The 21,306-nt window shown below is 49.9% G+C and carries 21 protein-coding genes; 12 read left to right on the top strand and 9 right to left on the bottom strand.

From position 1 onward, the window contains the following. Window positions 1–120 precede the first annotated feature (120 nt). Window positions 121–3,177 carry a CBS domain-containing protein gene (locus tag H6F86_RS23505; RefSeq protein WP_190451861.1) on the bottom strand — a complete coding sequence of 1,019 codons (3,057 nt, stop codon included), beginning with the start codon at window positions 3,175–3,177 and terminating at the stop codon, window positions 121–123. A gap of 217 nt (window positions 3,178–3,394) precedes the next feature. Here H6F86_RS23505 and psbZ point away from each other — a divergent pair, with 217 nt between their 5' ends. The 4 genes from psbZ to H6F86_RS23485 all read left to right on the top strand — a co-directional run bounded on the left by psbZ (window position 3,395) and on the right by H6F86_RS23485 (window position 6,550). Continuing rightward, on the top strand, window positions 3,395–3,583 hold the full coding sequence (gene psbZ, locus H6F86_RS23500; protein ID WP_190451855.1) for a photosystem II reaction center protein PsbZ: 189 nt from the start codon (window positions 3,395–3,397) through the stop codon (window positions 3,581–3,583). 134 nt (window positions 3,584–3,717) lie between these two features. Next, window positions 3,718–4,308: a 6,7-dimethyl-8-ribityllumazine synthase gene (gene ribH / locus H6F86_RS23495; RefSeq protein ID WP_190451853.1), complete on the top strand. Its 591-nt coding sequence runs from the start codon at window positions 3,718–3,720 to the stop codon at window positions 4,306–4,308. Between the two features lie 105 nt (window positions 4,309–4,413). Next, on the top strand, window positions 4,414–4,701 hold the full coding sequence (locus tag H6F86_RS23490) for a hypothetical protein (protein WP_190451851.1): 288 nt from the start codon (window positions 4,414–4,416) through the stop codon (window positions 4,699–4,701). 10 nt (window positions 4,702–4,711) lie between these two features. After that, window positions 4,712–6,550: an FAD-dependent oxidoreductase gene (locus tag H6F86_RS23485; RefSeq protein ID WP_190451849.1), complete on the top strand. Its 1,839-nt coding sequence runs from the start codon at window positions 4,712–4,714 to the stop codon at window positions 6,548–6,550. A gap of 74 nt (window positions 6,551–6,624) precedes the next feature. Here the strand turns inward: H6F86_RS23485 and H6F86_RS23480 are convergent, their stop codons facing one another. From H6F86_RS23480 to H6F86_RS23465, 4 genes are all read right to left on the bottom strand, one after another. Then, entirely contained in the window at window positions 6,625–6,909 is a 285-nt protein-coding gene (locus H6F86_RS23480; protein ID WP_190451847.1) for a DUF1816 domain-containing protein, read from the bottom strand. Between the two features lie 101 nt (window positions 6,910–7,010). Then, window positions 7,011–7,868, bottom strand: a complete 858-nt coding sequence (gene rlmB / locus H6F86_RS23475; RefSeq protein ID WP_347240984.1) for a 23S rRNA (guanosine(2251)-2'-O)-methyltransferase RlmB — start codon at window positions 7,866–7,868, stop codon at window positions 7,011–7,013. A gap of 619 nt (window positions 7,869–8,487) precedes the next feature. Continuing rightward, window positions 8,488–8,904 (bottom strand): ribonuclease III domain-containing protein, encoded by a 417-nt coding sequence (locus H6F86_RS23470; protein WP_242033655.1) that lies wholly within the window; start codon window positions 8,902–8,904, stop codon window positions 8,488–8,490. Between the two features lie 509 nt (window positions 8,905–9,413). Next, a complete protein-coding gene (locus tag H6F86_RS23465) occupies window positions 9,414–9,626 on the bottom strand; it encodes a hypothetical protein (RefSeq protein ID WP_190451842.1) in 213 nt (70 codons plus the stop codon). 525 nt (window positions 9,627–10,151) lie between these two features. On the opposite strand from H6F86_RS23465, the gene H6F86_RS23460 reads away from it, so the two are divergent. Further along, complete coding sequence (locus H6F86_RS23460) at window positions 10,152–11,963, top strand: polysaccharide deacetylase family protein (RefSeq protein WP_347240981.1); 1,812 nt, start codon at window positions 10,152–10,154, stop codon at window positions 11,961–11,963. 127 nt (window positions 11,964–12,090) lie between these two features. Here the strand turns inward: H6F86_RS23460 and H6F86_RS23455 are convergent, their stop codons facing one another. Then, window positions 12,091–13,077, bottom strand: coding sequence for an Hpt domain-containing protein (locus H6F86_RS23455; RefSeq protein WP_190451841.1), 987 nt, complete (start codon window positions 13,075–13,077; stop codon window positions 12,091–12,093). A 535-nt stretch (window positions 13,078–13,612) separates the two neighbouring features. Here H6F86_RS23455 and H6F86_RS23450 point away from each other — a divergent pair. Continuing rightward, a complete protein-coding gene (locus H6F86_RS23450; RefSeq protein WP_190451840.1) occupies window positions 13,613–14,209 on the top strand; it encodes a peroxiredoxin in 597 nt (198 codons plus the stop codon). A 123-nt stretch (window positions 14,210–14,332) separates the two neighbouring features. After that, entirely contained in the window at window positions 14,333–14,875 is a 543-nt protein-coding gene (locus tag H6F86_RS23445) for a redoxin domain-containing protein (RefSeq protein WP_190451839.1), read from the top strand. Window positions 14,876–15,120: 245 nt separating this feature from the next. On the opposite strand, the gene H6F86_RS23440 is transcribed toward H6F86_RS23445, so the two are convergent. Then, window positions 15,121–15,801 carry a DUF2834 domain-containing protein gene (locus H6F86_RS23440; RefSeq protein WP_190451838.1) on the bottom strand — a complete coding sequence of 227 codons (681 nt, stop codon included), beginning with the start codon at window positions 15,799–15,801 and terminating at the stop codon, window positions 15,121–15,123. Window positions 15,802–15,955: 154 nt separating this feature from the next. On the opposite strand from H6F86_RS23440, the gene rpsO reads away from it, so the two are divergent. From rpsO to H6F86_RS23420, 4 genes are all read left to right on the top strand, one after another. Next, complete coding sequence (gene rpsO / locus H6F86_RS23435) at window positions 15,956–16,225, top strand: 30S ribosomal protein S15 (protein WP_190451837.1); 270 nt, start codon at window positions 15,956–15,958, stop codon at window positions 16,223–16,225. A 29-nt stretch (window positions 16,226–16,254) separates the two neighbouring features. After that, the gene (locus H6F86_RS23430) at window positions 16,255–16,776 is read left to right on the top strand and encodes a PAM68 family protein (RefSeq protein WP_190451834.1); all 522 of its coding nucleotides are present in this window, start codon (window positions 16,255–16,257) and stop codon (window positions 16,774–16,776) included. A gap of 394 nt (window positions 16,777–17,170) precedes the next feature. Beyond that, on the top strand, window positions 17,171–18,232 hold the full coding sequence (gene aroF, locus H6F86_RS23425; protein ID WP_190451833.1) for a 3-deoxy-7-phosphoheptulonate synthase: 1,062 nt from the start codon (window positions 17,171–17,173) through the stop codon (window positions 18,230–18,232). Between the two features lie 100 nt (window positions 18,233–18,332). After that, the gene (locus H6F86_RS23420) at window positions 18,333–18,674 is read left to right on the top strand and encodes a Dethiobiotin synthetase (RefSeq protein WP_190451832.1); all 342 of its coding nucleotides are present in this window, start codon (window positions 18,333–18,335) and stop codon (window positions 18,672–18,674) included. Window positions 18,675–18,749: 75 nt separating this feature from the next. On the opposite strand, the gene H6F86_RS23415 is transcribed toward H6F86_RS23420, so the two are convergent. Then, window positions 18,750–19,448 (bottom strand): diacylglycerol/polyprenol kinase family protein, encoded by a 699-nt coding sequence (locus H6F86_RS23415; RefSeq protein ID WP_190451831.1) that lies wholly within the window; start codon window positions 19,446–19,448, stop codon window positions 18,750–18,752. 222 nt (window positions 19,449–19,670) lie between these two features. Here H6F86_RS23415 and H6F86_RS23410 point away from each other — a divergent pair, with 222 nt between their 5' ends. After that, entirely contained in the window at window positions 19,671–20,591 is a 921-nt protein-coding gene (locus tag H6F86_RS23410; RefSeq protein ID WP_190451828.1) for a TIGR01777 family oxidoreductase, read from the top strand. 137 nt (window positions 20,592–20,728) lie between these two features. Here H6F86_RS23410 and H6F86_RS23405 read toward each other — a convergent pair whose 3' ends face one another. After that, window positions 20,729–20,986 carry a hypothetical protein gene (locus H6F86_RS23405; RefSeq protein ID WP_190451826.1) on the bottom strand — a complete coding sequence of 86 codons (258 nt, stop codon included), beginning with the start codon at window positions 20,984–20,986 and terminating at the stop codon, window positions 20,729–20,731. Window positions 20,987–21,306 lie beyond the last annotated feature (320 nt).

Here is a 21,306-nt window from a genome sequence, read left to right as displayed (position 1 = left end):
CCTGAAAATCATGAAGGCATGGTTTATGTGGTCATGATTCGGTTGATGCTGAGGCGGTTAACAAACAACCGACGAACGAGGAACTTGAAACCTGCTTAACCAGCATTTACAAACACTTTCTCATCCTTCACCAAACCGCTCCGCTACAAACGCTTCTGCTTCTGCATGGTTAGAAAGCACGCCATCCAGCGTGGCAGCAACTAATGCTTCTAGAATGGCTTTAAACTGCGGACCTGGTTTGTAGCCCAGGGCTTTGAGATCCTTGCCGTCCAGGGGCGGTTTGACGGCAACCCAGTGAGTGAGATACTGCCAAATTTTGCGGCGGGGTGAACCTGTCTTGCTTGGTGCTGGTGTTGATCGCTCACTACGCACGGCAATTAACACTAACAACCACAAATCATAGGGCTTGAGCAACTGCACAATCTCGCTGGGACGCTGACAGGCAGGCAATGCTGCCGTTAATGTCAGTTGAGCCGTTTCTAATTGCTGCAAACGCTCCGTACTATCGATCGGTAGCTGAAGGTTGGTGGCAACAGCACTGCGATGCTCTGGCGCAAGGTGAGCGAGAAGGACTTCGAGTAAGGCGAGCCAGGAGGGGGGAAAGGATGAGAGAGGAGCGCAGAAGGCAGAAGGATGGAAATTTGAGGTTGCTTCTGCCTTCTGCCTTCTTCTAACGTCATTAGCTCCTGCTTCGCCTGTGGAGTCAACAACGTTACCTTCTGCCTTCTGCCTTTTTAGCCACTTCAGCCCACGATCGACCCACCGTAGCTGTCGCCAAAGGTCAGCATCCATCGCTAGCGTCGGATGAAGGCACTGAAGCGCTCCTAATTCCGCTAGCGTTTGTAGGGCAGGTTGCCAGTAGGGTGATTGAAAAATGTACTTGAGTTCTGCTCTAAGGCGAGTTTGCAGGGCAGGCGTAGCAACGGGTACTTGAGACGACTGATGGTGCCTTTGTTGATCTTGGCTTTGGACTTGGGTTTGGCTATAGATGCCGCTGGCGATCGCATAGCGAATATAGCTTTCCGTTTGAGCATCAAGCTGAAACCCCAGGCGGGTTGCAAACCGCACAGCACGGTAGATGCGAGTAGGGTCTTCAATAAAACTGTTAGCATGCAGGACGCGAATCTGTTTGGCTTGTAGATCAAGCAAGCCGCCAAAAAAATCCAATATTTCTCCAGCGCAGGGTTCTGTCAGACGGATTGCCATCGCGTTAATGGTGAAATCGCGACGATAGAGATCCTGCTGAATAGAACTGGATTCTACCTCTGGGTTTGCGGCAGGGTAGGGGTAAAACTCGGTGCGTGCGGTAGCAAAATCAACCCAAAGAGATTTAAGCACTGGGTCACGATGCCAGAGCAAAGCAGCCGTCTGAAATTTGCCGTGAATCTCTAAACGAGCGGTTGGGTAATGGGTCTGGAGTGATTTTGCCAATGCAACACCTGCTCCTACTACTGCCGCACGATGAAAGCCATCAACGACTAAATCTACGTCTTCTAGCAGCAGGCCTCCTTGCAGTGCCGTGCCTTTTGCGATCGCCAGCAGCAAATCTCGCACGGCTCCCCCTACCAGGTAGAGATGCCATCCTTGCTGTTCAGCTTCCTCAGCAGCAGCAGACAAAACTTGCCAAAGTTCAGGTTTAAGGCAGTGGCGCAACGCGGCAAGAAGAGATTTTGGCTCGTCGAGTGTCGATCGCAGTTTACTTGGCAGCGGCTCTACATCGCCGCGTTTTCCTCTCTCTTTGTCTCCCTCCTCTCTCCATCTCCCTCGCTCTCCATCCTGTCGATGCAACTGACGCAACACATCGGTGCGCGTGACGATGCCGACGAGGTTCCCCTGATCTAGGACGGGCAGACGACCAATGTTATAGGTCACCATTAGCGCTTCGATCGCAGGCAATGATGTGTCTGGTGCGATGGTTTTGAGGTTGGTAGTCATGTAGCCTTTGACAGGCGCATGGCTAAACCCATGATGTAAGGCAAGATCCAGGTCACGTCGTGAAATGATGCCAAGAAGCTGACCTGCTTCATTAACAACGGACAAGCCAGAGTGACCATAACGTATCAACAGCCGCTGTGCCTCTGCGATCGACGTTTCGGGACGAATGGTGCGGACAGGCGACGACATGAGCACTCTGGCAGTAAGTGGCTGCGGAATCTGCGCTTTAAGCTGAGTCACCAGTTGCGCCAGCGTTGCCTCTGGATTCACTTGATGCAGGTTAACCGATGCCGCACGGGGATGCCCGCCACCTCCAATCGGCTGAAAGAGAGCATTCAAATCAGTCCCATCAATGTGCGAGCGCCCAATCACCGTCAAGGCACGCTCGTTATACTCCTCTAACCGTTGATCACCTGCCTGTTGATCATCTGCCTGTTGCTCCTCTGACCGTTGCTTATCTGAAGACTCATTTGTAGGGGAGTGATCAGCAGCCTTTTTAGCGTAGTGAGCCGCTAGCAGCAACGCATCTACATCCGTTAGTTGCATCAGATGGGATGCCAGGCTCGACAATCCCGGCACAAAACTGTCCAGCGTTAAGATGATCCAGCCGATCGTACTGCCCCTAACGGTTTCTGTTTGCAAGTCATGGAGTGCTGTTGTGAGCAATGGCTGTAAGGCAGGGGCGAGTCCAGGTTCGGCATAGTGGGCGATCGCACGCAAACTGGCTCCCTGTTCCATGAGCCATGCCAATGCTCTCGCATCGCGTGGCGTAGTCTGGTCGAACGTTAGCGATCCAGTATCAACATGAATACCCAATGCCATAACAGTGGCTTCAGCAGCAGTCGGTGTGAGCTGTTGTGCCTGAAGTTGTTCCACCATTAGCGTTGTTGTTGCGCCAACCGCTTCTACATGACACTGTGTGGCGGCAATATCAGACTCCATACCAAGATGATGGTCGTATACAGCGATCGTAATGTCGGGCAACGCCAGCCACTCTGCTACTGCTCCCAGCCGATCGCGCACCTGGGTATCGACTACCGCAATCGTCCGAATCTGGTCTGGGTTCACCGATCGCCGCTCGATCAGTGCATACTCATCACGATGCAGCGCCAGAAAATCGCGTACAGCAGCGTGTGCCCCACCCGCCAGCACAATCCGCGACCCTGGCAGCAAGCGTGACAACCCAACGGCAGCACCAAGCGTGTCGAAATCAGCAGTCGTGTGGCAAAGAATGAGATCCATGAAGGGGAGGGGTTTGAGCTGTAAGGGAGAAGTAAGGTGGAACGGCTAAAGCATGAAGTATAAAAACTTAGCCTTGAGCCTCTCGCCTTTAGCCTTGAGCCTTCATCTTCTGTGTACCGTTTTCTGATAGCTTACTAATCAAGGGAGTAAGTGCGATCGCCTGCATTCATAACCTTACGTTGTCTAACTCTATCCCCGTATCGGAGAAGCGGAAATTATGACCATCGTCTTTCAGATTTCCCTGGCTGCTTTAGTGATTTTGTCGTTCATCTTGGTTGTGGGCACGCCTGTCGCTCTGGCAACGCCGCAAAACTGGGATCAATCCAAGCGTCTTATTCTGCTTGGTTCTGCTTTGTGGACAGCGCTGGTGCTGCTGGTCGGAGGACTAAACTACCTCGTTGTCTAATTGTTTCTAGCGTGTTAACGATCCTCCACCATAAAAACACTCGCTTAAGATCAGCATACGCCTATCGGCTAGAAGCAACAGCTTTGTAAGCTTTAAGCTGATAGGACGGGTTTCTAACATTTAAGTTAAGCAGCATGGCAGTTTTTGAAGGAACGTTCACTCACACCGATCGAATGCGGTTTGCGATCGTCATCGGTCGGTTTAACGATTTGGTCACGAGCAAGCTTCTAGAGGGCTGTCAGGATTGCCTCAAGCGACATGGCATCGACATCGATCCTAACGGTACTCAGGTTGATTATGCCTGGGTACCTGGTAGCTTTGAAGTGCCTCTAGTCGCTCGTCAACTAGCATTAACAAACCGCTATGATGCGATCGTCTGTTTAGGTGCCATTATCAAAGGGCAAACACCCCATTTCGATTATGTGGCAGCAGAAGTGTCTAAAGGCATTGCTGCCATTGGTTTTCAAACTGGTGTGCCAGTCATTTTTGGTGTGCTGACGACCGATACTATGCAACAAGCGCTAGAGCGAGCTGGCATTAAAAGCAATCTGGGCTGGAACTATGCCATGAGCGCTTTGGAAATGGCAAGCCTGATGAAGCAGGTTAAGAGTGTTGGCGCAGAGCACTATGGCAATCATTTGGAGGGGGCAACTAATGCAGCGCTCCCAGCAGCAACAATCAAAAGTGCGGCGGCAGAATCAGCAGAGCCTAACGAATTTACCTGAGGCACTAGTCCAGCTCAATTCCTAGCGCTTAGAAGCGCTCTGCTAGCTGTTCTGCCTTTTGCTGAGCTTGGGACTTAGCTAAACGCTCTTGTTCTAGCTCCTGCTTTGCCTGGTCTGCTTCTGCCTGAGCTTGGTGTGCTTCTGCTTTTGCCTAAGCGATCGCTTCTGGAAGAGTTGGCACTATTTCACCCTAACCGTGAAGTAGCGCAACTGGTTAGCATTTATGCCGAGGTAGAGCTTAAGTTCTTCACTCCGACGCCAACCCTGCTCATTCGGAAGGATGGCTTCGTAGGCACGTCCAGCCAGCCGAAAACCCTGAAACTCCAACGTCTCTGGCGAAAACTAGAAATACTCCGGTGCACGGAAGCGGTTTTGGTACAGGTCTTTCTTTAAAGTGCTTGAAATGCAAGAACTAACAGCCGATGTTTTAGTCGTAGGTGGCGGCACGGGCGGTACAGCAGCAGCGATTCAAGCCGCACGACGGGGCGCCAAGACAATTCTAGTTAGCGAGTTTTCTTGGCTGGGCGGAATGCTAACGAGTGCAGGCGTGGCAGCCCCCGATGGCAATGAGTTAATAGCTTTACAAACGGGTATCTGGGGCGCTTTTCTGCAAGAACTAACGCGACGACAACCAGAGGGTTTAAACCACAGCTGGGTTAGCTTCTTTACTTACGATCCCCGCGTGGGCGCTCAAATTTTTGCCGATTGGGTTGCTGCCTTACCCAACCTCCAGTGGATCGCAGGGCAAACGCCAGAAGCTGTCTTTGTACAGGAGAACCGTGTTTCTGGAGTTGCTTTTCAGGACTACACAGTTCGCGCCAAGCTGACGATCGATGGCACTGAATTGGGAGATTTGCTGGCTCTTGGTGAGGTGCCTTATCGCTGGGGGTGGGAGCTACAAGCAGAGTTTAGCGAACCTAGTGCTCCGCTTCATCGAAACTCATTGACGCAACAGTATCCGGTACAGGCTCCAACATGGATCGTTGTAATGCAGGACTATGGTGAGGGCGAGACAGCTCCGGAGATTCCGCCTCCGCCTATGGATAATCCCGATCGCTTTGCGGGTGCGTGGGATAACTATGGTGGCGATCGCTTTCTTAACTACGGACGCTTGCCCGGAAACCGCTTCATGATCAATTGGCCCATCAAGGGAAATGATTATGGCGAAGGGGTCGATCGCCTGCTTTCCACCGAACAGCGTCGGGAATTTTTGTGTGAAGCGCTATGGCATACACAAAGCTTTGCCCGCTTTATCCAGATGCAGCTCGGTCGTCGTTACGGGTTAGCAACAGATATTTTTCCTGTCGGGGAAAGAACTGCAAGTCTTGGTGGTGGAGCATATGCGCTGCATCCGTATTACCGGGAAAGTCGGCGCATACAAGGCTTAACTACCCTACGTGAGCAGGATATTCTACCTCTCAATAAGGGCTGTGTTGCGCCACTGCCTATCACAGTTTCAGCACAGGGCTGTGTGCAAGCAGAGAATGTCTGTGATGCGATCGCCGTTGGTAATTATCCAAACGACCACCATTACCCTAGCGGCGACATTGCGCTGAAACCAAAGTCGATGCGCTGGGGCGGTCGTTGGACAGGAACCCCCTTTACGATCCCCTATCGATCGCTAGTGCCCATCCGCACCGATGGCTTACTAGCTTGTGAAAAAAATCTTTCTGTTTCCCACATGGCAAATGGTGCAACGCGCTTACAGCCACTTGTGTTGGGGATTGGGCAGGCGGTCGGTATGGCGGCAGCGCTTTGTGCTGAACAGGACTGTCAGCCCCGTGAGTTGAACGTCCGCTTGCTGCAAGAGGCGCTGTTGAATGACACGATCGCGCCCGCTGCTGTCATTCCTCTACTGAACTTGCCTACTAGTGACCCCGATTGGCGCTACTGGCAGCGCTACTATCTTGATCACCCAGAGGCATATCCCGCGGATGGTTACTGCTCAAGGCGAACCGTAGGCAATGCTGCAAGCAGTCCACAGCCACTATCATCGGTATCTGCCAGAGCTTCTGCCCCACTCGACGTTTACGGCACCTTCCAAAAAAATGATGAACAAACTTACACACTGCTGGTAACAGCACCGATCGCGCTTCAAGGTCAGGCGTTAAAGCTTGTCACCTTAGACCACCACGTCAATCAACAGTTTCTAGCTACGATGCCGAAACAGCAAATGAAAGTGCTGGGGAGTATAAATACATCGGGAGGATGGCTGCTGGCAGAGGCGATCACCAACGTCTAGCTATTGCAGAAGACGCCGTTGCCTCAAGTTGCAGCCACTCACTAAGCATCAAGAAACTAACAATGCCAGAGAACCTATTGGAATTGACCACGCAGTGGGCGTGGGGTTCCCTGGCTAGGCTTCTCCCCCAAATCATCAGCCACCGTTAGCATCGTTGGTTTAAAGCGCTTAAGCGTAACTTTAATACCCTGGGCACCTTCCTGCTCCAGATCTTCTACGTAGCCACTTTTGGCAGCGGTAGCAGCTTTTGCACTTAGGAAAGGACCAAAGTAGTAGGTGCAGTTAGGTGTCTCTGTAATCACTTCAACCCACCAGGCTAGCCCGAACAAATTTAACAGATTAGTCAAAAGCTCATTCATTCAAGTCTCTGTTCATCTACTGTTAGTTTACAAAAGTGTCCGAGAGCGCCATTCAAGCAACCTGTAGCTGAAACTCTACAGGTTAACGTATCGTTCGCAGCTTATTTTTTCAACCGCATTTCTTTTTCTACTGTATCTATGTGCAGCGTATTCGACCAGCGCTGGCGAAAGATTTCATAGAGTGCCATGCCTGTAGCAACTGAAGCATTCAAGCTGGGTGTATGTCCACCTAGTGGAATGGAGACAAGACTATCGCACGCGCGCTGAGTTAACATACTTAACCCCTCGCCTTCTGCGCCCACTACTAGCACCACTGGCCCCGAAAACTTGACAGTATGCAGTGCCTGACTACCGCCGCTAGCTGTGCCGTAAATCCAGAAGCCTGCAGTTTTCAGTTCTTCTAAAGCGCGACCTAGATTGACAACTCGTGCTACTGAGAAGGTTTCTAGCGCTCCAGCAGCAACTTTGACAACCGTAGAGGTAACTCCAACCGCACGTCGCTGTGGGATCACTAAACCTTGTGCACCTAGTGCTTCGGCTGTACGGATAATGGCACCCAAATTATGGGGATCAGTAATACTGTCTGCCACAATTAGTACGGGTTGATCGGATGCTACTTTTGCTTGCTCGATTAGGTCTGACAGCTCCATGTACGCATGAGGCGCAACTTGAGCTACCACGCCTTGATGGTTGGCTCGAAAGGTAAGCTGGTCAAGCCGCTGCGGTTCTACTTCATCAATGACAGTACCGTTGGCTTTTGCCTGACCAAGCAAATCGTGAAAACGATGATCGTAGCGGAGCTTGGCTGTAATCCAGATGCGGTTGAGCGATCGCTGCCCTTCAAGTGCTGCCAGAACAGGGTGACGACCGTAAATCAAATCGGCTTCTTCAAACGATGTTGGCACAGCGTTCTCGGGAGCGTAATCTGACCCAGATGGCTTTGCTTCAACAGGTGGCAGCGATCGCTGAGAGCGGGACGCAGACTGGTCATAACGGGACGACTCATAGCGTGGCGAACGTGACTGTCCTCCCGATCGTCGTCCTGGCAGTTCCCTGTTTCCTTCTCGTGATGGTTGTGGTCGGTCCGATCGACCGCTCCTCCTTCCTTCTGAGTCTGGTCGTGGTCGGTCTGATCGTCTCTCGGCTTTAAAGTCAGCACCTTCATGGCGTCGCGGTTTACCTGCTTTAAAGTCACTGTCGGCTGACCGCAATGGTCGGGGTCTATCTGCTCTAGAGCCAGCCTCTACGTCACGTCGTGGTCGATCTGATGTCGATCGATCTGCATCGCGTCGTGGTCGATCAAATTTGAAATCAGTTTTTGCTTCCCGGCTCGGTCTCGGTTTGTCAGCATTGAAATCGACGTTGGCTGCTCGCGCTAACCGCGGTTTACCAGCTTTGGCAGGCTGAGGATGTCCCTTCGCTGCTGGTTTAATACGGGCTTTAGCAGCGCGGGTCGGTAAGGCTCGTGGTTGGGGATCGGAATGATGTTCTTTGGCAGCCATGATGTTGCAGGGGGGGTAGCGAATGAGCGATCCTAAGGGTTGGAGTCGCCTGATTAAAGTTAAAGCTTGCTAGCAGCTAGGCAGACGGCTCAAGTTCTAGTTGTGCCAGTAAATGTGCTAGCCGTTGTAGGTCAGTTAGGTAAAGATAGCCAATCAAGGTTTCCAAACTGGTCGCCTGTTGATAGACGTTGAGTTCAACCCGCTTAGGATGTCCAGTTGCCGCATTGCGCCCCCGTTTCAGGATTTCTAGCTCCGGTTCTGTAAGCAAGGGTAGGAGCGATCGTAGATGGTCAGCCTGACGTTCTGCCCGCACTTGAGCGACAACCTGATTGTGGTAAGCCTGGAGCCGTTTGGGCGGCATCAGGTAAGCACGGCGGATATAAAGTTCGTAAACAGCGTCTCCTAAATATGCCAGAGCCGCCGGAGCAACTTGCTGGATCGGTGTGTCTGGCAATATTACTGGGGGCAGCAAAAGAGGAAATTCGCTCTGCAAACGCTTCTCCCTAAGCAACGATCGCTCTGTATCTCTACATCACGTAAGGTGTTTGTCTCCGTCAGCGTCACCTCACAGTAGAGGCTTTGATGCGGCAATCGGCTCGGTCTAAAAGCGACTGTTGAGCGCTTCATATGAAATCAGCTTATCCATACTAGCCGGATTTTTGCACGGCTAACAGCGTATTACTGCTCAATCATACTTATAGGACTTACGCAGGGCGAAGAGAGAGGGGAACTCCAAGCTAACGAAAGATCGCTAGAGTCAAGGGATGAGAGACGCCATAATGCAGAAAGTCTACTACTGCCCCCGGAAGCTAATCGCCAAGTCGATGATTCTGGGGGACAACCGCCCTACCAACGAGTCACTGTCCTACCTTGAAGTGCGACCGAACTGGAGCAGGGCAAAGTTGTGAACATCAAAAGCTTTCCCAAAGACCATAAAGGACGGGGTTGCTGGGTTATGGTGTCTACCCGCTTTACGGCTGTCGTTGTCACGAACGCTTGAGATCAACGGGCGACCGAGGCAATACCACAGGCATGTGGCTTTCGTAGGGAGCTTGAGCCATGCACCGCGAAGGTAAACCGATGACGAGTTGAGAGGCGTGTCACTGCTGCAAAGCACGGATTTAGCGCAGTTATCTTGGCTGTGCCGTCCTCGTTTGGGTCTGTCTCCACACTCTTGCCAACCCAGCCCATCAGACGATGGCTCAACTTAAACATGGCTTACTTGATGATGACCACTGTCAGTAACTCAAAAAGCTGTCTCTTACAGTAGCTTTTGCGTAAGTCCTAATTCAAACATTCCATCCTAACCATCACTAGGAGACACTTCGCCCTTGAGAGCAAGAGCAGAGAAAATGAAGTCCTCCTACTTGATTATTTCTGCTTGCAACAATAGTTGAAAAGCCTGACAAACGCGCAGAAATAAGATAGATATAGCAAGGGCATTTTAAGATCCCTGGTTCAACACGTTGTCCACTGCTAAAAGTAATGACTGTTAAAAGTAATGGCTGTACTGCTCTAGCGCGTGAACGCGAGATTGAGAGCGTAGCTCACTCTAAATACGGAGTGTGAGACTAACCTGTAGACTTTTTGCAGAGAATAGTGGGACAGGCTTCTAGAGGCTCTTCCACCGCAGTAGAAGGGTACAAACATTAGGACACTTAAGTAATGCCAGAGAACTGTGCATACTTTTATGCAGCCATGCCGGATGGAAGCAATGTCAGATTGAAAAACGATTGCTAAGTGCTGGATCTTGTTAATGGTTTGAAATCTATGTGTGTGGGGTATGTCGTGCAGAACAGACAAAAGTTAGGGTTTTGGGTCGGCAGTTTGGCAGTGATCGTACCGCTCTCTATAGGGTTTCTTAGCCCAGCCTGGTCATACGAACCGGATACTGCCCCTTCTACTGAGGAACCGTCAGGGCTATTGCCGATGAGTTGCCAGCCCACACAAGCTACCCAGGCAATTGGGTTAACTCGATTTGTCAGCGATGTCACTCAAACAGCAGCAATGATTGAGCAGCCTGCGATCGGTATCGAAACGCTGTTTGGCAGCATAGCACCGCAGATGCTTGCCTATCTAAGTGCACCCGCATTCCCAGATATTCATCAACGCGCACGTTCAGCCAAGGTGCCTGTGGTGATGTATCACGACATCCTTCCAGAAAAACAGGTCTTTTTTGATGTCACCCCTGAAGAATTGGAGCAGCGCTTCCAGGAAATTAAACAGAAGGGCGTGACACCGATCACAATGGATCAGTTGGTCACACATCTGCGGACGGGGCTTCCCCTGCCCGAAAAACCGATTCTGCTGACGTTTGATGATGGCTACAGCGGACATTACGAGCACGTTTATCCGCTGCTGAAGAAATATAACTATCCGGCTGTCTTTGCAATTTACACAACTAAAGTTGGCAAAAAAATCGGGCGATCGAGCTTGACATGGGAGCAACTGCGGGAAATGGCAAAAGACCCGCTGGTCACAATTTCTTCTCACAGTGTTACTCACAAGGTGATGTCAGGTCTCACCAAAGAGCAGCTTCAGCTTGAAACCCAAGAATCGAAGCGCATTCTGGAAACAGAGTTGGGTGTGCCCGTGCGTTATTTCACTTATCCCGAAGGCAAGTTTGATGCTCAAGCTGTTGAAGCCGTAAAAGAAGCGGGTTATGCAGCCGCACTAACTATGGATGACAACGATGAGCGTCTTGCAGGGAAATCAGACAATTTGCTAACGATCGGGCGTGTTGGGCAATCGCGGTTGCTAGAGATGTTAGATGTCGCCTGGGGCGGAGCCAAACTGCCTTCTTGGAGCCAGTCGTTCGACTTTACAGCACCGGTCACCCGTACTGATGCAACGATCGACAACACGCCATTTATCTTTGTTTCAGGTGGCAAACCCATTACAATTCATGCTCGCACACGTGCTCAAGTGCCAGAAATTTTAGAAGGCACAGAAGCGATCGCTGCTGTTGATGGAGGCTTCTTCTCGCTAGAGTTTCTAGACTCCAATGCGATGCTGGGTCCGGTCTTTAGCCAGTCAGAAGGCACCTTCATTCCTGGTAAGCGGGGCGAAATTCCGTTTCTAGATCAGCGTCCCTTGGTGCTGATAAGCCCGACAGCGGTCAAGTTTGTGCCGTTTGACCACAAAAAACACAATACGCTCGAAAGCATTCAAGCCGAACTGCCCAATGTTACAGATGCGTTTGTAGCAGCAGGCTGGCTAGTCGAGAATGGTCAAGCACAGCCACTTGAGCGCTTTGGTCGTCTGTATAGCGTGAACGAACTACGCCATCGCGCGTTTTGGGGCATTAACCAGGCGGGTCAACCTCAAATTGGAGTGTCTACCGAGCCGATTGGTTCAGTCGATTTAGGAGCAGCGCTAGCCAAAGCAGGCTTTCGTCATGCTGTCATGCTTGATTCCGGTGCCAGTACATCCCTTGCTTACAAGGGCGCTTCATTAGTAGGCTACACGCCCCGCCCTGTACCGCATGTTGTTGCGCTAGTACCACCTGCTAACGAACTAAATACAAACTGTGCATTAGTGTCTGCTCGCTAAAGTAAGCGTTAGCGTATCTTAGCCTCTCGCCTTTTGACCTCCAGGAACTGGACTTCTGGAGGCAAACCATCCTGTTAAAGCTTCTACTATCTACTGGCTGCTGGCTGTCACTTGTTATGACTGCTGCTCATTGAAGCGCTTTCATTAAAAACTCTGCCAACTCAATCAATTGCGCCTTATTAAACGCTTCTAAAAGCGCTTTAGCAGCGGCTCTTGGTTCAGCAGGAATGGTAATTTGCTGAGTTTTGGTGACGATCGCCTCGCGTGCCATCGGTTGTGGTGCAGCAACTGGGGCAGGTTGGGTTACGGGTTGCGGTACTGCTTTTGCGGTTGGTGTAGAGGTTACAGTCGGAAGAAGCTGCTGCAATGCGCTGCTAGGAGCAATTCCATTCGCTTTGCCGCTGATCAGTAGATCACCAGCTAATTTAAGTTCCTTGATGACCAATGGAGCCAGCGTTGCATAGGCATTACGACCGACAATAGCACCATGCACTGCTTGCAACAGTTTGCGCCACTCAGGTGCGTTATGTAGCTGCACCATCCGACTACATAGCGTTGCAAGCTGCTGACGATTGGCTGGCGTATCCCCTTGCTTGAACAGTTGCAGCATCATTTTCAGGGCACCGTTGAGCCGATTCGCTAGCTCTGGGTTTGCAGCCGCAGGTGCTGCTGGTTTAGACGCTGTCTTGCTTGCTTGTACCAGGCGATTGAGATAAGTTTGTAATTCTAAAAATGTTGGTTCCGCTGCCTGCACTGTCTGAGCGGCATCTTCTTCTCGTAACCCATAGGGCGATTGCAGACCTTCGACCAGCTCTTTAAGAATGTCAAACCCTTGCAAAAACAGGTTCTCCAAGTGTTGGTCAATCGCCACAGGGTCGTCAGTCAGTAGCTTGAAGCAATCTTCTAAGTGATGCCCTACTTTATGAATGCTGTTAAAGCCCAACATGGCAGCACCGCCTTTGACGGAATGAGCGGCACGAAACAGTTCATTAAGCCGTTCGGTGTCGCCCATTGTGGCTTGTAGATCTAACAAGCCCTGCTCGATCGTATCGAGGTGCTCTTTTGCTTCCTCAATGAAGTAACCCAAGATTTGCTGCTGTTTCGTCGCCTGCACGAGCCTATCCCTCAGAGTGCTAACTTTGTACGAGCTTAAGTGGTCTGATACGCTACATCCTCTTTGTCAGTGTTCCCATTCTTTAAACGCTCTTATCTTGCTTTAAATTTAGAGCTGCGGACAGGTTGCATTACGGTCGCAGTTTTCTTTTGCTTAAGCATCTCTCCAAATAGGTAGCTCTTACAGCTCACCTCATGGCTTATAAGCAGGATATTTAGCGAGTTCATCCTTAGCTCTACCCTAAACAGGAACCAGTTTGAGGGCCTGTAAACTGATTTATACAAACGCTTAAACTATCGATGAACTACGTGCCGTGGAATACAGAGGTAAGGTCAACCACTATTCCTTTGCTTGCAGTAATGTCTTAGTCAAAATCGTTATGACTATGATATAGTCTTAACAGTTCTTAAGTTATCGGTTGTTGTGCGTACCGAATCAGTGCTGGGTTAACTTTACAAATTTTTCTGCGAGCCAAAGGCGCTGAAAAGATCAAGACGCACCCAATAAACCTAAATGTAAGGAGACTGTATATCTCATGACTTATGAAGCATGCTTGCGCGTCGGGCAATCCGCTCCCGATTTTACGGCGACAGCTGTGGTAGACCAAGAGTTTAAGACGATTAAGCTGTCTGACTACCGTGGCAAGTACGTTGTACTCTTCTTCTATCCGCTCGACTTCACCTTTGTTTGCCCTACTGAAATTACAGCGTTCAGCGATCGCTTTGATGAATTCAAGCAGATTGGTGCTGAAGTGCTGGGTGTTTCAGTTGACAGTGAGTTTTCCCATCTTGCCTGGATTCAAGCCGATCGCAAAAGTGGTGGTGTTGGCGATCTAAATTACCCGTTAGTATCTGATCTTAAAAAAGAAATCAGCACTGCCTATAACGTCTTAACCGAGGATGGCGTTGCTCTACGTGGTCTGTTTCTGATTGATAAAGATGGTGTGATTCAACACTCCACCATCAACAATCTGGCATTTGGTCGTAGCGTTGATGAAACCTTGCGGACTCTACAAGCAATTCAGTATGTGCAATCTCATCCTGATGAAGTTTGCCCCGCTGGCTGGAAGCCTGGTGAAGCAACAATGAGCCCTGACCCGAAGAAGTCAAAAGAATACTTTGCAGCGGTGTAGCTGTTAAAGCTTAGTGTTTGTTGGTGAGTCCGTAGCCGATGCTTGTTTCCTAGTAGACAGGCGGCTATGGACTTTGCCTTTTATAATTAGTTGAAATGTTGTATCAAGTCTTATCACCGTTTCATGCTGACTTCTACGGATTTTAGCGGGCTGCTAAATCAGCGTTTTTTCAATAACTTTTTGCCGATTCCTGCTACCAATACGCTGGCAAAAGGCATGATTACGCCCAATTTTGAGCTGCCGGATGTTACCAACGGGCGATTGATTAAACTGACAGATTTTCGACGACGGCGACCCGTGGTGCTGGCGTTTACGCGCATTTTTACTGAAAAGCAGTACTGCCCGCTTTGCTTTCCGCACATCAAGGCGCTGAATGAGCAGTACGAAGCCTTTCTCGATCGTGATGTTGAACTGTTGCTGATTACAAGCACTGACCCAAAGCAAAGCAAAACGGTTGTCAAAGATTTGGGTTTAAAAATGCCTCTTTTAAGCGACTCAAGCTGTAAAAGTTTTCGTGATTATCAGACTGGGCAGGCTCTTGGCGCACCGCTTCCAGCTCAATTTGTGTTGAATAAGGTCGGGCAACTACGCTACAAGCACGTCTTCTCATTCCTGGATCAAAACGCCAGCATCGAAACCTTACTGAGCGTTGTTGATCGACTTTAAGGGACACAAACTAAATCAAGCTAGCGATCGCCTTTTGTGTCAAATACGCTGCAGGGGTGTAGCAGCGTTGCCGCCTTTGCATTGTGAGCCGCTCTTAGGCGGTCCCATGCGTCTACACTCTATCTGGCAACATGACTTGAAGTGGTTGCTCTTGCTTGGTCCCCAATCCTTTACTGAAGCGTCAACCGTTTATCTTGCCTTTCAGCCATACAAACATTGCTACGTTCACCCCCTTAAAAGATGATTTATGGCGATGTGCGGTAGTTGGGCTGAGGTGATACTGCGTTTTCGGGCTGCTCCTGTAACGGTGGACGTAGAACTAGATAGACGATCGCGCCCAGTAGAGGCAGCAATGCCACTGCCCAAAACAGTCGATCGTCTGTAAGTTCACGTCGCGTCATATCATCGCGCAACAGCGCTGGAAACAGCACGGAAAGTAAACAAAAATCCAGGCTCATTACATGAGTAAAGCGGCTCGATCGCCACTGCTCCCCAAAGTCTGTCCAATCGCCTTGACTAATGCCGTAGAACAGCAAGCCGAGCGTAGTGATCGCTAACGCCAGCCCTAGCCACCGCGAATCCAAAACTTTGAGCCACCACGTTTTCTTACCGCTAAAGGTTCCGTTTGGCTCTCGTAATGCTAGGTAAGGCACGATCGCGAACGCGCCGACAGCAAACGATGCCGTTGCAAACAGCCAAGCCGGAATTTTTTGCATCCTGCCATCAATTAACAGCAGACAACTATAAAGCATTGGTAGGATGCCCATCAGATTAAACAGCGCCACAATCAGTGGATTGATGCCTGCAATCTGCCCAGTTGCAAGGTGCTTAATGAGATCGAAGGTATCGGGGCGATCGGGTGGAGCTAGAAAAAAGGCATATGTCACAAACCCAATCCACACAAGCCAAAAGCCAATTCTGCTCATACTGTTCGTTTACTAATCAAGAAACAATATTATTTTTTCCTTTTACACTACACGTTAGTTCATGCTGCCTCTGCAAAAACTTGCTGCCTCAATGAAAAGGCTATGGTAAGATCATAAGCTGCGACCCTATATCAACCAGGAAAAGACACGAGCTATGCCTCTGCTGCAACAGCGAAAACAAGAACTCATCTCTGACTATCAGGTTCATGAAACCGATACTGGCTCTGCGGATGTCCAGGTTGCTATGCTTACCGAGCGCATCAACCGCCTCAGCTTACACCTCAAGACCAACAAAAAAGACCATGCCTCTCGCAAAGGTTTATTGCGGATGATTGGTCTTAGAAAGCGCCTTCTGTCCTATATTCAGAAGCAAGATAATGCTCGTTATCGGGCATTGATTACACGGCTAGGCGTTCGCGGTTAACTGTTCGCAGCTCAATCAGGGATTGCTTTATGGCAGCGAAGAAAAAGAAAAATCAGGTTAATGCCACTTCTACTAGCAAGGAAGTGGACTCGGCGAATCAGTTGCCTTTTGAACCAGTGCGTCAAAAGGCATCGAAGCCGACTGCCACCACTGCTATTGCGCAGAGCAAGACTCCCCAAAGCATACCAAAGGCAACGAAAGGGCGTTCCAGTCGTGCATCTACGCCATCAAGCATTCCCGAGATTGTAAGCCGTCGTATGGTCAGCCGAGCGGCATTATATTGTGGCGTACCAAGTGTCTTAGCACTGCTGACGTTTGTTGTAAGCTATCTCGCGATCGCCAACGATGTGTTCCATCCGCCGACCGCTGCAGTTTTGCTGGTCAGCCTTGGCTTTTTTGGTCTAGGTGTGCTGGGTTTGAGCTACGGTCCTCTTTCTGCCTCTTGGGACGAAGAACGGGTTGGCAACTTGATTGGATGGAATGATTTTAAGCTCAACTTTGGACGACTTCGAGACTCTTGGCGTACGGCTAAAGCCGCTAAAGAAGATTGATCCGTTATCCTTAGCCTCTATTTGCTTTCAGTCATTTGGCTGACACTGCTAGAAGGTAATTGAACCTAAAGTAGCGATCGAGTCATTTTTATTAATGACTAGTGCGGAGATCGCTGTGAAAGGTAGCTTTAACCTTAAGAAAAGTATCATTTACGACATACAGATAAAAATTTGTTAGTCTGCTCATGTCTTCTGTGTTGACTTCCTGCCAGTTTTTAGGTGGCATCATGTCGACTATTTGAGCCATGATTAGCATTAAAGTGATTTTCCCAAAGCAGCTCGCTTAGTTTGCTCTAGCGTACGTTTTATACATTGCCCCAGGCTCTCTTGCAGCGCCTGCCCAGTTTTTTGTCACGCAACCCATCTATTCACTTACCAGCAGGAACGTAAACCAATGATTGTGGTTATGAAGATTGGCGCTCCAGAAGCCGAAATTACTCGCCTCACTGACGAGTTCTCCAGCTGGAGCTTGAATCCAGAAAAAATCGTTGGGAAGCATAAAGTTGTTATCGGTTTGGTGGGCGATACGGTTGAGATGGACCCGCTTCAGATTCAGGAGTCAAGCCCCTGGATTGAGCAGGTGCTACGGGTTGAGAAGCCATACAAGCGCACCAGTCGAGAGTATCGTCATGGTGAATCTAGCGAGGTTGTTGTCCCGACTCCCAATGGAGATATTGTCTTTGGTGAAGGGCATCCTCTTGTAGTGGTGGCAGGTCCTTGCTCCGTAGAGAATGAGGAGATGATCGTCGAGACAGCGCGACGGGTCAAAGCAGCAGGCGCACAGTTCCTTCGTGGTGGTGCTTATAAGCCTCGTACATCGCCCTATGCGTTTCAAGGACATGGCGAAAGTGCGCTTGGGTTGCTGGCAAAAGCACGGGAGGCAACAGGTCTGGGCATTATCACAGAATTGATGGATGCAGCCGATTTAGAGCTTGTGGGCGAAGTCGCTGACATGATTCAGATTGGTGCCCGTAATATGCACAACTTTTCGTTGCTGAAAAAGGTTGGCGCTCAAGATAAGCCAGTGCTATTGAAGCGGGGGATGTCAGCAACGATCGAAGAATGGTTGATGGCAGCCGAATATATTCTCGCTGCTGGAAACCCGAATGTCATTTTTTGTGAGCGTGGCATTCGTACTTTTGATAACCAATATGCACGGAACACTTTGGATCTATCCGTGATCCCAGTACTGCGATCGCTGACTCACCTGCCTATCATGATTGATCCCAGCCACGGCACCGGGCGATCAGAGTATGTCCCATCGATGGCAATGGCAGCGATCGCAGCAGGTACGGATTCTCTGATGATTGAAGTGCATCCAAACCCCAAAAAAGCCTTATCTGACGGTCCGCAATCGCTCACGCCCGAACGCTTCGATCGTCTGATGCAGGAGCTTTCGGTCATTGGTAAAGCGACTGGACGGTGGTTGGCTGAACCTGCTGTCGTTGGTGTTTAGCTTCAACTAACTGACCTTGTAACCAAACGTGGCACCCAGGCTAACTTATTTCTGTCTAGCCTGGGCTCCAACCATCAAGCAAGCCCTTCGTTTATTTTTTGTGGATTACCAAACGGCTCGAAGTTTGCTGGTTAATCAAGGGATGGCAACCGAGCAGAATCCCGATGCCTTGATTGTGCGCTTGCAGCAAGGGCAACCGCCGATCCCTGGTCAAATTACATCGCTCTTATTAGCGCTCAAAGTCGTTTTTGAAGCACTGCGAGAGGCAGATGTATTTGAGCGAGAACTGGTTGGCTCACTCTATCTTTTAGCAAGTGAGAGTCGTCAGCAGTTTGAACGCGGTCTGCGATCGGGAGTTGCCTGGCCACCCTTGTTAGATGAAGACTTGAACCGCATTGCCGCCGCAGTAAGAAGTATTTTTATAGGCACATGGCAGGGCTAACGCAAGCAGATTCGTGATCGTCATAGCATACAAAGTTCTAGCTTCTCAAAGAACTCTTAAAACAACAGTCTGCTATTACAGCAGCAGTTGGCATAGGACAAAACAGAGTGTGGCACTACCCAGCGGCACTGTCAAATTATCAAGCCCAAATTTTGAGAAGGCTTCCAGCCCAGTCGCCACGATCGCAACAACGAGTGAGATCAACCAGGTTTGCCAGATTGCGCCTTGCACAGCCAGCAAAATTAAAAAACTAACAAGAGCACTTACGATCGCCATCGTTAGTGATCCTTCCCAAGTTTTCTGCATATCCCAAAGCTTATAGGAATGGGTACCAAAGCGCTGACCAACTAAGGCTGCCAACCCATCACCCCACGTCATCACCAGCACGCCCAAAGCAGCATATTGTGGCTGCTGAATTGACCAAAACCAGGCAACTAAAATGCCAATGCTCAATGCATAAAAAAAGGTGCCAAGACTCTTGCGCCCAATGCCATTAATACTGGGCAGGATGGGCAAGCGATAGGAAAGAAAGGCGATCGCGCTAAACACAACTGATGCGCCAATGCCTAACCAGGCGGGCACATGAAGCCACCACGCTAGCAAAATGACGTTACCAGTGCCAATATGCACCACCTTTCGAACCACTTCTGAGCCTGTATCAGTGTAGCGGTGCAGCCATTCTGCTAGTAAGCCAAGCAAGCCAATCCATGCCCCAGTAATCGCAATTTGTAGCCAGAGCGGTGGCACAGTAGAGAACCAGAGCGGCGCAGTCATCAGAGCAAATGCATGAAAGAGTCTGTATGCTTTCACTGTAGTAGAAATTGCTGTGTGATCGCGAGTTGACTGCGATTCTGCCTCACGACGGCTTTCAAAAGGTTGCAGGACGATATACTGAAACCGCAGTCTTTACGCTACTTGCTCAGGCTTGATGCCGAGATTTCAAAGGGCTACTAGTTCTTCTCTCACTGCCATTACGATCGCACACAGAGGTTTTGCATGAAAGTTGCTATTACGGGTGCAACAGGCTTTGTTGGCAGTCGCTTAATTGAGCGTTTACACGCAGATGGACATACAGTGGTAGCGCTGGTCCGCAACCCTGAACGAGCTTTGCAGGTGTTTCCAGCTGCCGCATTTCCCAAAGTCGAGACAGTTGGTTATACCCCAACGAAGCTCGGTGACTGGCAACAGTCACTTTCAGGGTGTGATGGGGTAGTAAACCTAGCAGGCGAACCGATCGCCGAAAGCCGTTGGACACCAGAGCGCAAGCAGATGATTCTTAATAGTCGCAAACTGGGAACGCAAACATTGGTTGCGGCGATTGCCCAGACGACTCCTCAACCCTCTGTTCTAGTGAATGCATCTGCGATCGGCTATTACGGCACTAGCGAAACTGCTACGTTTGATGAAACCAGTGCTCCTGGTGACGATTTTCTGGCTCAAGTTTGCCAGGAGTGGGAACTTGCAGCGCAGACGGTAGAGCAAGCTGGCGTAAGGCTGGTCATTCTACGCATCGGTATTGTGCTAGGTGATGGTGGAGCGCTCGCTAAGATGATTCCTTCTTTCAAGCTCTTTGCTGGAGGACCGATTGGCACGGGTAAGCAGTGGTTCTCCTGGATTCACCGCGAAGACTTGGTGAGTCTGATCCTGCAAGCCTTGACCAATACCAATATCTCAGGCGTTTACAATGCAACGGCTCCAAACCCAGTTCGTATGGCTGAATTTGCTAACACCTTAGGTTTGTTGCTAAAGCGCCCCTCCTGGCTTCCTGTGCCTGGCTTTGCCCTTGAAGCACTACTAGGCGATGGCGCAAAGGTTGTATTAGAAGGTCAACAAGTACTGCCAAAACGTACTCAGGCAACTGGTTTTCAGTATCAGTACCCAACAGTAACGCAGGCAGTGACAGAAATTTTGGAGTAAATAGGCATCGTTGCGCAGTCTGAAGTGATAGTGCTTAATCCACCAGCCCATTCTTAAAAGTTGGAAGGCAGTTAAAACACAAACTTATCATCCAGCCTGCTGACGCTTGAGTCCGAGACGTACATACTGTATGCGGTTTAAAGGTTGCTAGTCGAGCGATCGCCCCAGCGCTTAGCAACCCAACTAATTGCACCACTTAGAAGCGCACCCGCCATCAAAATACCCAGTGCTGGAGTAAAAACAGGCTCCCAAAGCTTATACCAGAGATCAAGCCCAAGCGGCACCTTTGCGGCACGACCAGCGACTGCGATCGCAAGCCATACAAAACTAAACAACACTAGAAACAAATCCCACATTAACGCCACATTAAGCCACTGAAGTAATCGCTCTTTCATAGACCTCGCATTCCAACCTTACATAGATATTATCCTCGGTGGGGGTTCAAACGTAAGAATTTCAAGGGCTATCAATCGGTCTGCCTACAAGCTCAAACAGATCTCAGTAGTAAGATGATCCTTGACGACTCTTTACATTCCTTCACAAGTCGGCTAAAGTAAAAACATATTATCCCCGTGCCTCGGCACTCATCCAAACCCTAACGGACTTATTACCACTATGACTACGACCTTACAGAGACGCGAGAGCGTCAACGTGTGGGAGCAGTTTTGCAACTGGGTAACCAGCACCGACAACCGACTGTATGTCGGCTGGTTCG

This window comes from Phormidium sp. FACHB-592 (genome assembly GCF_014695795.1).
GTDB lineage: Bacteria > Cyanobacteriota > Cyanobacteriia > Leptolyngbyales > Leptolyngbyaceae > Stenomitos.
This window is presented reverse-complemented; position numbering and strand designations above follow the sequence as displayed.

Bases quoted from the DNA above. Each gene is read 5' to 3' on its own strand.
- H6F86_RS23465 (WP_190451842.1), bottom strand. From the start codon at position 9,626: ATGTTTAAGTTGAGCCATCGTCTGATGGGCTGGGTTGGCAAGAGTGTG.
- aroF (WP_190451833.1), top strand. From the start codon at position 17,171: ATGATTGTGGTTATGAAGATTGGCGCTCCAGAAGCCGAAATTACTCGC.
- H6F86_RS23480 (WP_190451847.1), bottom strand. From the start codon at position 6,909: ATGAATGAGCTTTTGACTAATCTGTTAAATTTGTTCGGGCTAGCCTGG.
- rpsO (WP_190451837.1), top strand. From the start codon at position 15,956: ATGCCTCTGCTGCAACAGCGAAAACAAGAACTCATCTCTGACTATCAG.
- H6F86_RS23450 (WP_190451840.1), top strand. From the start codon at position 13,613: ATGACTTATGAAGCATGCTTGCGCGTCGGGCAATCCGCTCCCGATTTT.
- H6F86_RS23415 (WP_190451831.1), bottom strand. From the start codon at position 19,448: ATGACTGCGCCGCTCTGGTTCTCTACTGTGCCACCGCTCTGGCTACAA.
- H6F86_RS23410 (WP_190451828.1), top strand. From the start codon at position 19,671: ATGAAAGTTGCTATTACGGGTGCAACAGGCTTTGTTGGCAGTCGCTTA.
- ribH (WP_190451853.1), top strand. From the start codon at position 3,718: ATGGCAGTTTTTGAAGGAACGTTCACTCACACCGATCGAATGCGGTTT.
- psbZ (WP_190451855.1), top strand. From the start codon at position 3,395: ATGACCATCGTCTTTCAGATTTCCCTGGCTGCTTTAGTGATTTTGTCG.
- H6F86_RS23445 (WP_190451839.1), top strand. From the start codon at position 14,333: ATGCTGACTTCTACGGATTTTAGCGGGCTGCTAAATCAGCGTTTTTTC.
- H6F86_RS23430 (WP_190451834.1), top strand. From the start codon at position 16,255: ATGGCAGCGAAGAAAAAGAAAAATCAGGTTAATGCCACTTCTACTAGC.
- H6F86_RS23485 (WP_190451849.1), top strand. From the start codon at position 4,712: ATGCAAGAACTAACAGCCGATGTTTTAGTCGTAGGTGGCGGCACGGGC.
- H6F86_RS23440 (WP_190451838.1), bottom strand. From the start codon at position 15,801: ATGAGCAGAATTGGCTTTTGGCTTGTGTGGATTGGGTTTGTGACATAT.
- H6F86_RS23505 (WP_190451861.1), bottom strand. From the start codon at position 3,177: ATGGATCTCATTCTTTGCCACACGACTGCTGATTTCGACACGCTTGGT.
- H6F86_RS23405 (WP_190451826.1), bottom strand. From the start codon at position 20,986: ATGAAAGAGCGATTACTTCAGTGGCTTAATGTGGCGTTAATGTGGGAT.